Source organism: Lentzea sp. NPDC051838 (assembly GCF_040681245.1).
Classification (GTDB): Bacteria; Actinomycetota; Actinomycetes; order Mycobacteriales; family Pseudonocardiaceae; genus Lentzea.
Map to the genome: position 1 here is coordinate 189,907 of NZ_JBFAYI010000008.1, position 14,049 is coordinate 203,955.

14 protein-coding genes are annotated in these 14,049 nt (G+C 68.2%); 6 read left to right on the top strand and 8 right to left on the bottom strand.

Going from position 1 to position 14,049, the window contains the following annotated elements; all coding sequences use genetic code 11:
• Positions 1–2 precede the first annotated feature (2 nt).
• Positions 3–866, top strand: a complete 864-nt coding sequence (locus tag AB0M24_RS20765) for an EamA family transporter (RefSeq protein ID WP_363769870.1) — start codon at positions 3–5, stop codon at positions 864–866.
• A 68-nt stretch (positions 867–934) separates the two neighbouring features.
• Positions 935–1,483 (top strand): hypothetical protein, encoded by a 549-nt coding sequence (locus AB0M24_RS20770; RefSeq protein WP_363769873.1) that lies wholly within the window; start codon positions 935–937, stop codon positions 1,481–1,483.
• On the opposite strand, the gene AB0M24_RS20775 is transcribed toward AB0M24_RS20770, so the two are convergent.
• Genes AB0M24_RS20775 through AB0M24_RS20790 form a run of 4 tightly spaced genes read right to left on the bottom strand, consistent with a single transcriptional unit; the run spans position 1,430 to position 4,186 of the window.
• Positions 1,430–2,275, bottom strand: coding sequence for an alpha/beta hydrolase (locus AB0M24_RS20775; protein ID WP_363769876.1), 846 nt, complete (start codon positions 2,273–2,275; stop codon positions 1,430–1,432). The two genes, AB0M24_RS20770 and AB0M24_RS20775, sit on opposite strands and share 54 nt — an antisense overlap.
• A 34-nt stretch (positions 2,276–2,309) precedes the next feature.
• Positions 2,310–2,876: a GNAT family N-acetyltransferase gene (locus AB0M24_RS20780; RefSeq protein WP_363769879.1), complete on the bottom strand. Its 567-nt coding sequence runs from the start codon at positions 2,874–2,876 to the stop codon at positions 2,310–2,312.
• Positions 2,877–2,886: 10 nt separating this feature from the next.
• A complete protein-coding gene (locus tag AB0M24_RS20785) occupies positions 2,887–3,240 on the bottom strand; it encodes a VOC family protein (protein WP_363769882.1) in 354 nt (117 codons plus the stop codon).
• A 10-nt stretch (positions 3,241–3,250) separates the two neighbouring features.
• Complete coding sequence (locus AB0M24_RS20790; RefSeq protein ID WP_363769885.1) at positions 3,251–4,186, bottom strand: sigma-70 family RNA polymerase sigma factor; 936 nt, start codon at positions 4,184–4,186, stop codon at positions 3,251–3,253.
• A 57-nt stretch (positions 4,187–4,243) separates the two neighbouring features.
• Between AB0M24_RS20790 and AB0M24_RS20795 the strand changes: the two genes are divergently transcribed.
• Positions 4,244–4,819, top strand: coding sequence for a maleylpyruvate isomerase family mycothiol-dependent enzyme (locus AB0M24_RS20795; RefSeq protein ID WP_363769888.1), 576 nt, complete (start codon positions 4,244–4,246; stop codon positions 4,817–4,819).
• On the opposite strand, the gene AB0M24_RS20800 is transcribed toward AB0M24_RS20795, so the two are convergent.
• Positions 4,787–5,263, bottom strand: coding sequence for a MarR family transcriptional regulator (locus AB0M24_RS20800; RefSeq protein WP_363769891.1), 477 nt, complete (start codon positions 5,261–5,263; stop codon positions 4,787–4,789). The two genes, AB0M24_RS20795 and AB0M24_RS20800, sit on opposite strands and share 33 nt — an antisense overlap.
• Positions 5,264–5,316: 53 nt before the next feature.
• On the opposite strand from AB0M24_RS20800, the gene AB0M24_RS20805 reads away from it, so the two are divergent.
• The 3 genes from AB0M24_RS20805 to AB0M24_RS20815 all read left to right on the top strand — a co-directional run bounded on the left by AB0M24_RS20805 (position 5,317) and on the right by AB0M24_RS20815 (position 9,431).
• Positions 5,317–7,293, top strand: coding sequence for an MMPL family transporter (locus AB0M24_RS20805; RefSeq protein WP_363770257.1), 1,977 nt, complete (start codon positions 5,317–5,319; stop codon positions 7,291–7,293).
• A gap of 15 nt (positions 7,294–7,308) precedes the next feature.
• On the top strand, positions 7,309–8,412 hold the full coding sequence (locus AB0M24_RS20810; RefSeq protein WP_363769893.1) for a winged helix DNA-binding domain-containing protein: 1,104 nt from the start codon (positions 7,309–7,311) through the stop codon (positions 8,410–8,412).
• Between the two features lie 68 nt (positions 8,413–8,480).
• Complete coding sequence (locus AB0M24_RS20815; protein WP_363769896.1) at positions 8,481–9,431, top strand: zinc metalloprotease; 951 nt, start codon at positions 8,481–8,483, stop codon at positions 9,429–9,431.
• 185 nt (positions 9,432–9,616) lie between these two features.
• Here AB0M24_RS20815 and AB0M24_RS20820 read toward each other — a convergent pair whose 3' ends face one another.
• The 3 genes from AB0M24_RS20820 to AB0M24_RS20830 form a co-directional block, all read right to left on the bottom strand.
• Entirely contained in the window at positions 9,617–11,113 is a 1,497-nt protein-coding gene (locus AB0M24_RS20820) for a hypothetical protein (RefSeq protein ID WP_363769899.1), read from the bottom strand.
• 13 nt (positions 11,114–11,126) lie between these two features.
• Positions 11,127–11,831, bottom strand: a complete 705-nt coding sequence (locus AB0M24_RS20825; RefSeq protein WP_363769902.1) for a hypothetical protein — start codon at positions 11,829–11,831, stop codon at positions 11,127–11,129.
• 97 nt (positions 11,832–11,928) lie between these two features.
• Positions 11,929–14,001 (bottom strand): hypothetical protein, encoded by a 2,073-nt coding sequence (locus AB0M24_RS20830; protein WP_363769905.1) that lies wholly within the window; start codon positions 13,999–14,001, stop codon positions 11,929–11,931.
• Positions 14,002–14,049: the final 48 nt, after the last annotated feature.

The following is a 14,049-nucleotide window of genomic DNA, read 5'->3' on the forward strand; positions in this document are numbered from 1 at the left end:
TGGTGATCCACCACAGGGTCGTCCTGACCGCGCTCGCACCGGCCATTTGGGGCACGACCTTCTTCGTCACCACCGAGTACCTCCCGCCCGACCGTCCGTTGTTGGCCTCGACGCTCCGCGCCTTACCCGCGGGCCTGCTCCTGATCGCTCTGGCCCGTGAGCTCCCACGCGGCGAGTGGTGGTGGCGCTCGCTCGTGCTGGGGGCGTTGAACATCGGCGCCTTCACCCCGTTGCTGTTCCTCGCGGCGTACCGGTTGCCGGGTGGCGTGGCGGCGACATTGCTCGCGATCCAACCGCTGTTCGTGGCGGCGCTGGCGAGCAGGTTCCTCGGTCAGCGGCTGACTCCCCGGATCGTTCTGGCCGGCCTCGCCGGTCTGCTCGGCGTGAGTCTGCTGGTGCTCAAGGCAGGCGCCCGGCTCGACGCACTCGGCGTGGCCGCGGCACTCGGGGGAGCGGCGGTGACGGCGGCCGCGATCGTGCTGAACAAGCGGTGGGTGTCGCCGGCGTCCGCGCTCGCGACGACCGGGTGGCAGCTCGTGGCGGGCGGGTTGTTGTTGGTGCCGTTGACGTTCGCTCTCGAAGACCTGCCGAACCTCACCGCGCGGAACCTCGCCGGCTACGCGTTCCTGTCGGTGTTCGGGGGAGCCGTCGCGTACGTCGTGTGGATTCGCGGGATCACGCTGCTGACCGCGACCCAGGTGACGTTCCTCGGCCTCCTCACCCCGGTCGTGGCAGCGGTGATCGGCTGGGCCGCGCTCGGCCAGCAGCTCAGTGGAGTGCAGTTGCTGGGTGCGTCCGTGGTTTTGGCTGCGCTGACCGTGGCTCAGACGCGTACGCAATCTGACGTACGCGAGATCAGAGTGTGAGCGGATGATGCGGGCGCTCGTGGTCGCGAGAGTAAGACGCGACACCACGAGAGAAGGAGCGCACCGCGATGACTACCACCCGCAAGCTCAGTGGCCGTGCCCGCAAAGCCGTGCTGCTCGTGCACGTCCTGTCGGCGGCGGCGTGGCTCGGCATCGACCTCGCGCTGGGGATCTGCGTCGTGGTCGCACTGAACACTTCGGACGTCCAGGTCGCCGGCGTGGCGATTCAGGCGATCGACGTCTTCGCGATCTGGCCGATGCTCGGTGCCAGCATCGTGTGCATGATCTCCGGCGTGGTCCTGGGCGTCGGGAGCAAGTACGGCCTGGTCAAGTACTGGTGGGTCGCGATCAAGCTGTTCCTCAACGTCGGCATGTCGCTGCTCATCGCGTTCTCGCTGCGTCCTGGCGTGGCCGAGGCGGCACGGATCGGTCAGCGCATGCTGGCGGGCGACCCGACCGCGGTGATCTCGGGGCACCTCATGGGTCCGGTCATCGTCGCGCCGACGCTGCTGCTGTTCGCCTACGTCCTGTCGGTGTTCAAGCCGTGGGGCCGCATCCGCAAGTCAGCGTCGCAGCCAGTCAAGCGCGAGCGCCGCGACCTCGTCGGGGCGGTCTAGCGGAAGGAAGTGTCCGGCGCCCGCCACGATCTCGACCCGCGAACCCGGGGCGAGCGTCGTGGCGGCGCCGTCGTAGTTCTCCGGCGTGATGCACCCGTCCTGAGCACCCGCGAGCACCAGCATCTCCGTCGGCTGCTGGGAGGCCTCCGCCAGCGAGGCGAGCGCCGGATCGTGCAGCGAACGGTCGAAGTTCGCCCGGTAGAGCTTCAAGGCGTTGGCTCGCAAGGCCGGGTCCGCGTACATGTCGTACACGTACTGCGGTACGTCAAGACCGGGCGACCAGGTGCGCCACAGGTAGTCGATCAACGTGTCGTTCAGCAGGTGCTCGGCCACACCGGGCACTTGGAACATGAAGAGGTAGAAGAACCGTTGCTGCTGCGCGGGATCGTCGAAGATCGTCCGCAACGCGGCGGGCGGCGGCACGGACATCGTGATCACCCGGCGCACCCGCTCCGGCCACACCGCAGCGAGCCGCCCCGCCACTCCGGCACCGATGTCGTGGCCGATCACGTCGAGCGGTTCGTCCGACAGCGCTTCGTTGACGGCGGCGGCATCCGCGGCCAGCGTCAGCCCGTCCGCGAACGGCAGGTCTTCGTACGTCGACGGGTGATGTCCGCGCAGGAACGGGACCACAACCCTTCGACCAGCCGCGACCAGACGTTCGGCGAGCGGACCGAACGACAGCGGATGGTCCGGAAACCCGTGCCAGCACACGACGATCGGCCCTTCGCCCGCGGTCAGCGCCGGGAATTCGAGCCGCTCGGTGGGAATGGTGATCTCGTCGAAGTGCATCAAGCAGTCCCCCAAATCGCGAACCGCTGCCGGTTCAGAAGTCCACCCTCATCACGAAACGCCGCTTCGTCGGGTGCGTGACCTGCACGAACCCGGCCTCCTCGAACACCTGCCGCGCCCCGACGTGCATCTCGCCCCACGTCACGGTCTGCCCGGGCGCCGCGATCATCGGATACGCCTCGACGGCCCGCGCCCCCTGCGAACGCGCATGTTCAACGGTCGCCGCCGCCAGCTCGTACGTGAGCCCCTGACGGCGAAACCCCTTGCGCACCACAAAACACGTCACGGCCCACACGCCGTCGTCGTCCTTGTCCTCGTCACGCCCCTTCCACGGAATGGGCATGCTGAGCAACTTCGCGTAGTCGGACCGTGGCTCGACCGCCACCCACCCGGCGGGCTGATCGTCCACATAGGCCACCAGCCCGCTGCCCCGAGCGGCTTGCGACTCGTGCGCGGCAACGCGTTCGTCCAGCGTCGAGTCGCGCCAGATCCAGCCCTTCACCTTGTAGCGCTGGCAGTGGCACTTGCCGGGCTCGGACCCGTCGAAGATCGCTTCGACGTCCTCCCAGGGCACCTCGTCCGACGGCACGATCCGGATCACGAACGCCAGACTAGAGCTGTTGGGTCAGATTCACGGGGTTTCCGTCGGGATCGAACACGTGCGCCACCCTCTGCCCCCACGGCATGTCGTTGGACGGCCCCTGCACGCGACCACCGGCGGGTTCGACGAGCGGCAGCAAAGCGTCGACGTCAGGCACGTCGATGCTGAGCGCTATCCGCGACGGCACGGACACGTCCGTGTCCTCGCTGACGAGCCCGAGCTCGGCGTCGCCGATCTTCAGGGTCTTGTAGAACACCGGCCCGTCCGGCGGGTACCGGAACACCTCGGCCGCGTCGAGAACCTGCTCGTAGAACGCTTGCACGGACGCAAGGTTCGGGGTGACGACGATGGGCTGGATCGCCATGGAGACCTCCTCAGTCCACAGGGGTACGGGCCGGAGCGCCGGAACTCATCGGTGAACCGAAAAGTGGCAGCAGCTCAGGCACGTTGAGGAACGTCGTCGTCCCGGTGACCAGCCCGCCCCGCACGTCGAGGAACACCAGCCCGAACGGCCGATCCATCCCCGGCCGCATCTGCCAGTAGGCGGGCGAGGCGTTGGCCCGCACCGGCACCAGCCACGCCCCCTTGCACGCGGCCTGCGGGTCGCTCAACGCCGCGGACACCGCGGGACGTCCTCGCAGCCACCAGCTGAACGGCGGCATCGAGATCGTCGCGTCCTCGTGCAGCAACGCGACCAGAGTCTTCACGTCGTGCCGCTCGAAAGCCTCGCAGTACCGGCTGAGCAGCGACTTCTGCGTCGGATCAGCCGCATTCAACGGCTCACCGGGATCGACTGCGGACAACGTGGCCCGAGCCCGCTGCAGCGCGGAGTTCGCCGAAGCCACCGAGATCGACAACAGGGAAGCGACCTCGGCAGCCTGCCACGCCAGCACGTCCCGCAGGATCAGCACCACGCGTTGCCGTGGAGGCAGGTGCTGCAGCGCCGCCACGAACGCGAGCCGCACGGTCTCCCGCCGAATCGCCTGGTCCTCGGGCAGCACCAACGCGTCCGGCACGGGTTGCACGAACACCCGCTCGTGCAACGGCGCCCCGATCTCCCCACCGGAAGGCCCCAGGTCGACGGCCAACGCCCGGCGCTGAGCCGAGCGCAGCATGTCGATGCAGATGTTCGTCGCGATCCGGTACAGCCACGTCCGCAGCGACCCTCGCGCGGAGTCGAAGCTGTCGTAGGCCTTCCACGCGCGCACGAGCGTCTCCTGCACCGCGTCCTCGGCCTCGAAACCGGACCCGAGCATGCGGTAGCAGTAGCCGGTCAGCTCGATCCGGAACGGCTCCAGCGTCTCGATCACAGAAACTGACCCTACGCGGACCGATGAGTTTTCGCGGCCTGGCACGTACCAACAACCATGACCGACGAAATCTGGGCCGCGATCCGCGCGGAACGCCTTGACCAGGCAGAACTCCTGAACAGCCTCACCGACGAGCAGTGGAACGCCCCGACGCTGTGCGAGGGCTGGCGCGTCAAGGAAGTCGTCGCGCACACGACGCTGCCGTTCCACAGCTCCAAAGCACGTGTGCTCAAGGAGATTCTCAAGTCCGCCGGCCGGTTCAACCACGCCTCCGACCGCATGGCCAAAGCGGACGCGGCGAGACTCTCCAAGGACGAGCTGGTCGGCATCCTGAAGTCCAACGCGGATCACCGCTGGACCCCACCCGGCGGCGGTCCGGCGGGAGCGCTCAGCCACGAGATCATCCACGGCCTCGACATCACCACCGCGCTCGGACTCGGCCGCAAGGTGCCACACGACCGCCTCAAACTCGTCCTCGACGGCATGACGCCGCGCAGCGTCAAGTACTTCGGCGCGGACCTCGACGGCAAGCGCCTGGAAGCCACCGACCTGGACTGGACGTTCGGCGAGGGCACGCCGATCAGGAGGCCTGCCCAGGAACTACTGCTCCTCGTCTGCGGCCGCAGGATCTGAGACCGCTTCCCGCACCCGAGCCGTCGCCGAGGTGGTCGTGGTCAGGAACCGGGCCACGACCTCGCGCTCGGCAGCACTGAGCGACGACCAGGCCGAGGAGTACTCGCGCCCCAAAGGCTGGAAGAACGCCGCGGCCAGCGCCTCGGCGTCGGAGAGCACCCGCAGCTCGACCCGGCGGCGATCTTCGGGATCGCGTTCCCGCACCACGTGACCTGCCCGAGCCAGCCGATCGAGCACTGAGGTCGTGGCGGACGCGCTCAGGTTCAAAGCTTTGGCGAGTGCGCCAGGAGTCATGGGGGAGCGCGCTGTCATGATCAGGTTCAGCGCTGTCATGTCGGTGGGATGCAGGGCGTGAGCAGCGCTGAAGATCTCCAGGAACCGGTTCGACTCCATCACGAGCGCCCGCACCAGCATGCTCAGGTCGTAGTCACTTGCCTCGCTCACGACACCAGCATACAGTTCGGCCATCGAAAGATTCGACGATCGAAGGAATGCTGATGCGCGTCCTCGCCGGGGTCCTGCTCGTGGTCTGGCTCGCGCTGGGCGGGTTCACCGGGCCGTACGCCGGGAAGCTCAGCGAGGTCTCGGAGAACGACAGCAGCGCGTTCCTGCCGAACTCCGCGGAGTCCACCCAGGTCGCTGAGCTGCAGAAGAAGTTCCAGCGCAGCAACGCGATCCCGGCGATCGTCCTGGTCGAACGCAAGGGCGGACTGACCGAACAGGACAGGAAGTACCTCGCCGACCGCGGCAAGGGCTTCCAGGCGTCGCCGGTCATCCCCGCGCCGAACGACAACGAGGCCGCGCAGATCGTCGTGCTGCTCGACCCTGCCAAGGAGGTCCGCGACTCGGTCCTGCAGCTGCGGGACGGCACGCGTGGTGCGCCGGCGGGCCTGACCGTGCTGGTCACCGGACCGGCCGCGCAGATCGCCGACCTCGTCGAGGCGTTCGGCGGCATCGACGGGTTGCTGCTGGTCGTCGCGGGCGCGGTGGTCGCGTTGATCCTGCTCGTGGTCTACCGGAGTCCGCTGCTGCCGGTGATCGTGCTGGTCTCGGCGGTGTTCGCGCTCGGACTCGCGAGCTTCGTCGTGTACCTGCTGGCCAAGAACGACATCCTCGCGCTCAACGGCCAAAGCCAGGGCATCCTCTCGATTCTCGTGTTCGGCGCCGCGACGGACTACGCGTTGCTGCTGGTCGCGAGGTTCCGCGAACAACTGCGGGACACGCAGGACAAGTACGCCTCCATCCGCCTGGCCTGGCGCGGCACGGTCGAACCCATCGCGGCGTCGGCCGGCACGGTGATCCTCGGCGTGCTGTGCCTGCTGTTCAGCGACCTCGACTCGAACAAGGGCCTCGGACCCGTTGCGGCCATTGGCATCGGCGCCGCGCTGCTCACCACGATGACGTTCCTGCCCGCGACGCTCGCGCTGCTCGGGCGGGCCGCGTTCTGGCCGTTCGCGCCGAAGTTCGGCTCGCCGCACCCGGAGACGAGCGGGTTGTGGGGCCGGGTGGCGAACACGGTGAGGAGCAAGCCGCGCGCCATCTGGATCGTCACGACGCTCGTGCTGCTCGTCGGCGCCGCGTTCCTGCCGCAGCTCAAGGCGTCCGGCACCGCGCAGTCCGAGGTGTTCCTGACCCAGGTCGAATCCGTTACGGGCCAGGAGGTGCTGTCCCGGCATTTCCCCGGCGGCACGGGCTCGCCGACGGTGATCGTCGCCGCCGAGAGCAAGACCGCTGAGGTGCTGCAGAAGTCCAAGGTGGACGGCGTGGCGGACGTCAGGCCCACCGGCACGGCGGAAGGACTCGTGCGCATCGAGGCCACGCTGAAGGACGCGCCCGACTCGGACGCGGCGGTGGCGACGGTCGAGCGCATCCGTGCGGCGGTGCACGGGATCGACGATGCGAAGGTCGGCGGGCAGACGGCGACGTTGCTGGACACCAGGAACACGTCCGAACACGACCGGCTGCTGATCATCCCCATCGTGCTGGTGGTGATCTTCCTGGTGCTCGCGCTGCTGCTGAGGTCGTTGCTGGCACCGGTCCTGCTGATCGCGACGGTCGTGCTGTCGTTCGCGGCCACGATGGGTGTGTCGGCACTGGTGTTCAACCACGTCTTCGACTTCCCGGGGTCGGATCCGGTGGTGCCGCTGTTCGGGTTCGTGTTCCTGGTGGCGCTGGGCATCGACTACAACATCTTCCTGATGACCCGCGTCCGCGAGGAGGCTCGAAGCCTGGGCACGGTCGAGGGCACGCTCAGAGGCCTCAGTCTGACCGGTGGCGTGATCACCTCGGCCGGCGTGGTGCTGGCGGCCACGTTCGCCGCGCTCGCCGTGCTGCCGATCCTGTTCCTCACGCAGATCGCGTTCATCGTCGCGTTCGGCGTCCTGCTGGACACGCTGCTGGTGCGGTCGTTGCTGGTTCCTGCGCTGTCCGTGGACATCGGTGGCCGAATCTGGTGGCCGTCGAAGCTGCGGTGAGTGAGGATCTCGGGCATGACCTACACCGCACGTCAGCTCAACCGCGCCACGCTCGACCGGCAGCTGCTGCTCGAACGCGAACCGGTGGACCTGCTGACCGCCGTGGAGAAGGTCGTGGCGATCCAGGCGCAGGAACCGTGCTCGCCCTACCTCGCGCTGTGGAACCGGATGAGCCGCTTCGACCCGGCCGACCTCGACGAGGCGTTCACGACCGGCGTGATCCGCAAAGCCTCGCTGATGCGGATCACGCTGCACGCCGTCACGGTCGCCGACCACGAGGTGTTCCACCACGCGATGCTGCCCGCGCTGAGGGCGTCCCGGCTGCACGACAAGCGGTTCAAGGCGATGGGCCTGACGATCGACCGCGCCGACGAGGTCCTGGCGCACATGCTGGAGTTCGCCGCGGAGCCCAGGACGAAACCCGAGCTGGAGGCGTTGCTGCACTCGCACGTCGGTGACGTCGGCGAGCCGGGTATCTGGTGGGCGCTGGCCTCCTACGCACCGCTCGTGCGGAGGCCGACTGGCGGACCGTGGGCGTACGGGCCGAAGCTGTCGTTCCAGACGGTGGCGATCGAACCGCGCGACCGGATGCCCGCGCTCGCCGAGATGCTCCGCCGCTACCTCACCGGGTTCGGGCCCGCGACCGTCCTGGACATGAACCAGTTCACGATGCTGCCGCGCACCTCGATCCGAGAAGCGCTGAAGCTGCTCGACCTCGTGCAGATAGGCGACTACTTCGACGTTCCGAATCGGACAATCCCGGACGAGGACACTCCGGCGCCGCCGCGGCTGATGGCCATGTGGGACAGCACGTTGCTCGCCTACGCCGACCGCAGCCGGATCATCCCGGACGAGTACCGCAAGCTCGTGATCCGCAACAACGGCGACACACTGCCGACACTTCTCGTTGACGGCCACGTGGCAGGAGTCTGGCGTCCCAACGAGTCCGGCGGCATCGAGCTGACCGCCTTCCACGCGCTCGGTGAGGACCAGTGGGACGGTCTCGCGGAAGAAGCCAAGGCGCTGCACAAGTTCCTCGGTGATCGAGAACCGCAGGTCTACCGGCGTTACGCACGGTGGTGGAGCAGCCTTCCGGCCCACGACGTTCGTATTGTGTGAAAACGTCAAGATCCACAAAGGACCTTGCGTGAGTCACTATTCCTCCACCCTGCATGGAGGAAAGCTCAATGTCCCAAACGAGAAAGCGCGTCCACGCGGCCTTCACGGCCGGCCTGCTGGCGGCGGGCGCGGTCACCCTGCTCGGCGGCGCTCCTGCCACCGCCGTCGCGGGCTCCGCGGAGTGCGTCGACGCGCACGCGGCGGAGCGCGGCAAGCCCGGCTCGACCGGTCACGAGCGCAACGAGATCTCCGACGCCCAGGCGGCGCAGATGAACGCCGACCTGCGCAAGAAGGTGATGGAGGCCAACCAGCGCGGTGCTGTGTCCGCGTTGGCGGCCGGTGGCACGATCAACGTGGTTTTCCACGTCGTGACCACCACGGCGGGCAAGGGAGCGATCTCCGACGCCACCATCACCAAGCAGATCAAGGTGCTCAACGACGGTTTCGCCGGCGCGGAGTCGAGCGCCGCGGCGAACACGGGCTTCAAGTTCGTGTTGCAGCAGACCAAGCGCTACACCAACAACACGTGGTTCAACGGCGGCGCTGACAACGCCACCACCGAGCGCGCGATGAAGACCCAGACCCGCGTGGGCACGGCCGCCACGCTGAACATCTGGTCCGTCGACATCGACGGGTTCGGCTTCGCGACGTTCCCGAGCTGGTACTCGGGCGACCCGAAGATGGACGGCGTCGTGGTCGACTACGCCACCGTCCCCGGTGGTTCCGAGGTGAACTTCAACCTCGGCAAGACCGTCACGCACGAGGTCGGTCACTGGATGGGCCTCTGGCACACCTTCCAGGGCGGCTGCTCCACGACCAACGACGAGGTCGCCGACACCCCGGCGCAGAAGACCTCGACGTCGGGCTGCCCGGAGGGCAAGAACACGTGCCCTGCCGCGGGTGTGGACCCGATCCACAACTACATGGATTACTCGTACGACTCCTGCTACAACCAGTTCACGCCTGGCCAGAACACTCGCATGCAGAGTGCCTGGACTGCTTACCGCAGCGGCAAGTGAGCTAGCTCGTCGAAGGGGCGTCGCTTTCGAGCGGCGCCCCTTTCGCTTGCTACGACAGCAGAAGGAACCTGAGCGCCGGTGCTGTTCGTCGTGGGCCGGAACGCGGTCACGTCGTGGATGACCGTCGAGGCGTTCCAGAAGGCGAACGGCCCCAAGGAGATCCACTGGATCGACGAGCAGAACCTCTAGAGGTGCCCGGCCACCCGGCGAGCGCGGTCCAGCTCTCGTTGGTAGCGGCCGGGGTTGCGGGCGACGAGATCCTCGTGCAACGCCAGAGACTCGGCGATCGCGGCCTCGGCCGGAGCGCGTTCGGCCCGCAGCACCCGGATGAACGCGTGGTCGGTCAACACGTCGGCCAGCAGGGAGGCGTACTCGTACGGGTCGCCCTCGTACAACGAGCGGTACTCGGCGACGGCCCGCAGCGACTCCTCCAACGCGACGTCGTACTGTCGCAAGTGGGCGGACGCCAACGCGAAGGTGTTGCGCGCCATGGCTTTGTCCTCAGCGTCCCGGTACAGTCGCACCCCCTTCGCCGCCGCCTCCGCAGCTTCGGCGTACGCGCGCCGCGTGATCAGGGCGCTGGCCCGGTTCGTCCACGCTCCCGCGAGTTTTTCGCGGTCGTCGTGCTTGGTGGCCAAGGCGATGGCCTCGTCGCTCGCGGCGAAGCACTCGTCGAGCCGCCCGAGGTCGTGCAGGCGGCTGGAGAGGCCGCACAAAGCGTTGGCCAGCAGGAGTTCCGTCTTCTTGACGGTGTCCTCGCGGCTGGTCGACGCGATCAGCGTGCGGTAGCGGTCGACCGACTCCCGGTGCACCGGCAGGGCCTCCTCGTCGAACCCGAGGTTGTGCAGCCGGATGCCGTGGTTGTTCAACCCTCCGGCGAGGTTGCTGAGAGACGTCCAGTCCTGCCTCTTCGCCCGTGTCCGCAGGCACTCCAGCGCGGCGGCGTGGGAGGCGCGGGCATCGGAGTTCCGGCCGAGGCGCATCTGCAGGAGGCTGAGCGCGTCGAAGGTGTCGTAGGCCGTCGACCACGTGTCCTGCCGCTGCCAGAAGGCCGCGGCCTCGGCGGCGGCGTCGATCGCCTGCTCGTACTCGCCGATCGCCTCCAACCGGCGCGCGTACTCGTTCAGCCCGTGAGCCAGCGGATACCCCTCCGGCGGGCCGTCCTTGACCTTCTTCTGCCCGCGCTTGTACTCGACCGCCTCACCGGCGACGCGGGCCGCGTCCTCGTGCCTGCCGAGCTTGCCGAGCAGGCGGATCATCCTCGACCAGGCGTCGTTGGCGTTCTGCAGGCTGTAGCTGCCGGGCCTCGCCAGTGCGAGGGCGAGTGCGAGCTCCTCCTCGGCGACCGGCGCCGCTTCCTCGTACTGTTCCAGCGCGACGAGGTTGTCGTGCAGTTCGTCCAGCACCCGCCACAGGGTCTCCTGGTCGCCGTCCTCCCGGATGAACTCCAAAGCCTCCCGGAGCAGGCGCACGGCCAGGTCGTGCCACCCGGCGTCCTTGAACGTCTCCGCCAGGATCCTCAGCGTCCACGGCAGGGTGTCGCGCTGCGGCCACGTCTCCCGCGGCGTGTCCCGCAGCTCCTCGACGACGGGGAACTGGATCCGCATGATCTTGTAGGGATCCGGGTAGCAGTCCTTGGCCGTCCGGTTCCTGGTCTCTTCCCGGCGCACTCTCTCGATCACGCGCGAGTAGATATCACGCGGTGCGCACCTCGGGGACCGTCTTGGACACTTCCGCTTCCGATGCAACGGAAGCGAGCCGCTCGGCCATGGTCCCGCCCTCGGGAGTTCCGGTGGGCGAGGCGACCTTGCTCAACAGGTACGCGGCGTGGCTGACGCCGAGCAGCACCAGGAACGCGTCCGACAACGCCGGCAGCCCGGCGATGCCCGCGGGGTCGGCCACGGCCTTGAGCGCCGAGACCGCCTGCGCCACGTACAGCGCCACCAGCAGCACGGTGACCACGAAGTTCTGGAACTTGGCCAGGTCGATCGACTTGCCCGCCGACGCGCCCTCCTCGACGGTCAGCATCTCCCAGAGCTTCCCGCCTTCTTTGCCCAGCGGATAGGCGGCCACCGCGTCGGGCCGGTTGGTGCTCTTCACGACCTTGACCGCGGCCGCCAGCACCCCGGACGCGACCGAGATGCCCAGCAACCACAGGACCTGGCTCGGAATCTGGAACCCGGCCACGTCGACCTGCCCGGCCGCGAACCGCCCGAACGCCATGCCGGCGATCAGCGACAGCAGGACGACCGTCCACACCATGACCTGCAGTCTCGAGAGGCTGTACCGCCCGCGCGCGTCTCTGAGCACGCTCTGCGCACCCAGCCTGCTCGGAATCACCACCGCGAGCAGCACGATGACGAGTGCGGACACGAACCAAGCCCAGAACGTGGTCGCCATGGTGGTCTCCTCGTTACGCCGATCGGACGCTGTGGCCAGTACGTCGTCGAGAGGTGACCAGGTGTTATCACGCTAGGTAACGATTTGGGGGTCGGTCTCACGGCCACGGACCCGCAAATCGCCCACCGGGGTCGAGACCGAACGCCTTCAAGCGATCGGCCTCCTCGGGCCTACCGAGAAGCCGCAGCACTCCTTCCGCCGCACGGATCCTGTTGCCGTTACCGGTTTCGATGAGCAAGACGTGCCACTCGAGCGCTTCGTCCAGCCGGCCGGCCTGCTGCAGCGCGAACGGGAGCGCGCGTAGGCGAGCGAACGCTTCGCCGTATTCGTACTCATCGTTGTTCTGACTCGCACGAACCAGCCGGGAGAACACAGTGTCAGGCTCCCAGTCGGGCTCTGGTGGTCGTGGTGTTGGTGTCTCACCTGGGGGACCATCGCCGCGCAGGACGAAGAGGAGGTTCTCGGGCGTCATCGACTGCCGGATCGCAATCCCGCGGAGCCAGGTGATGAGATGATCTCGCTCGCCCTCGGCGAGCATCGTGCCGGCGATCTTTCGCACAGCCGACCAGTCGCCGAGCTCCGCCGCGGCTCGGACGACCACGTCCGGATCGCCCATCCAGTCCAGTTCGGTCGGAACCTGAACCGGCTCCGGTGGTGTCCGTGAACCCAGCTTGATCCGCAGCAGTTCCGCCATGACTCTCGCGGTCCTGTCGCCGGTTTCAGCTCGATGATCCAGTGCGCGCAACGCTTCGTCCGCCCGGCCGCCCCGGAGAAGCTGCTCCGCTCGGATTCGGAGAGCGAAGGCGCTGGCAGCGGCTTGCTGGAACGTTTCGACTGCCGCCGGGTCGCCAGCCGCCAGTCTCGGTCGAACGTCGTGTCCGCCTGTCCGGCGTGCCCAAGCCGCGGCGTCCTCTCCCCGGCCGCAGGTGATCAGCATGTCGTAGACGTACCGGGGCGCGTTGGCCTTGAGGTAGAAGTGGTGCGCGATGCGGTAGAGCCCGCGAACCCGTGCCGCAGTGGCCAGCACCAGGTGGTCCTCGGGCGCGGAGCGGGAGAGCAATGCCGACCAGGTGGTGGCGGGCACCGTTGTCGCGGACCGGGTCAGCCGGGACCTCTGTTCCAGGTAGTCCTCCAGCTGGTACCCCTCGGCTGTTGTGCGACCGGGCCGGGGCCGGACGTGGGCCAGCGGACTTGATCCGCCTGGGCCGGGGTGAACGCAGGCTGCGAGGGCGTCGGCGAACCAGTTGTCGCCGAGCTTGTTCCACTGCGAGTCCGTCAGGTAACCGGGGGCGGCGTCCTTGAGCAGGTCGGCGGACATGACCAGGCCGTGACCGAGTCTGCGGATGTCCATCGCCGCGGTGATGATCGCCTCCTCCGCGGGCGGCGCGGTCCGGAACCGTTCGAGCAGGGCGGGCGCTCCCGCTAGGTACTGGGTCACCTGGCGGTCTCGTGCTCGGGCGGCGGCTTCCACGAGCCTGGGTTCGGCGGTCGCGGCCGCGGCGGCGACGTCGGCGGCGGTGAACTCGTCAGCCACCCGCGTGCCTGTTCCGACGAGCAGCGCGCGTGCCTGTGCGTGCGGGTCGGGCTCGGCTGGGCCGGGTTCCCTGGTGAGGGTCTGCCAGTACTCGGGCCACAACGTGCCGAGGACCAGCACCGGCGACGCCGACCGCAACAGCTCGCGCAGGCCGGCGGCGACCTGTTCGCCCAACACACTTCCGGGTGTGAGGAGGTAGTGGTGACTCTCGTTGAGCCACAGCACGGTGTGCGGCTGGAGGTGGCCGAGGTCGGCCAGTACCGCCTGCGGCCGGCCCGGGCTGATGGGATGCCAGAGCCGCCACGGTGCCGGAAGCGTCCGCACCGCCTCCCAGCAAGCCCTGGTCTTGCCTGTGGAGGATCCGCCTACCAGCACCGACATGGCGCTGGTGCCAGCGAAGGCGGCGCGCACGGCGCTGTCGAGCACAGCGTCGTGCGAGCGGCGGATGTAGGGCGGCAGCGGTCCGTCACCGGCGCTGTGCACTTCGAGGTCGAGCGGTGAGCAGGTGGCGACCGGACGGCCAAGAGGAGAGGTCCGCGGCGTGGCGGATCCGTGCACGTTGACCGTGGTGGCGTGACCCACCTGCACGACCGCGCCGATCTCGCTGCCGGCGACGGAGTTGTTCACTTCCTCCACACGTCGGTGGTATCTCACGTGCGGGGCGGGACAAATAGGCCGTTTCGG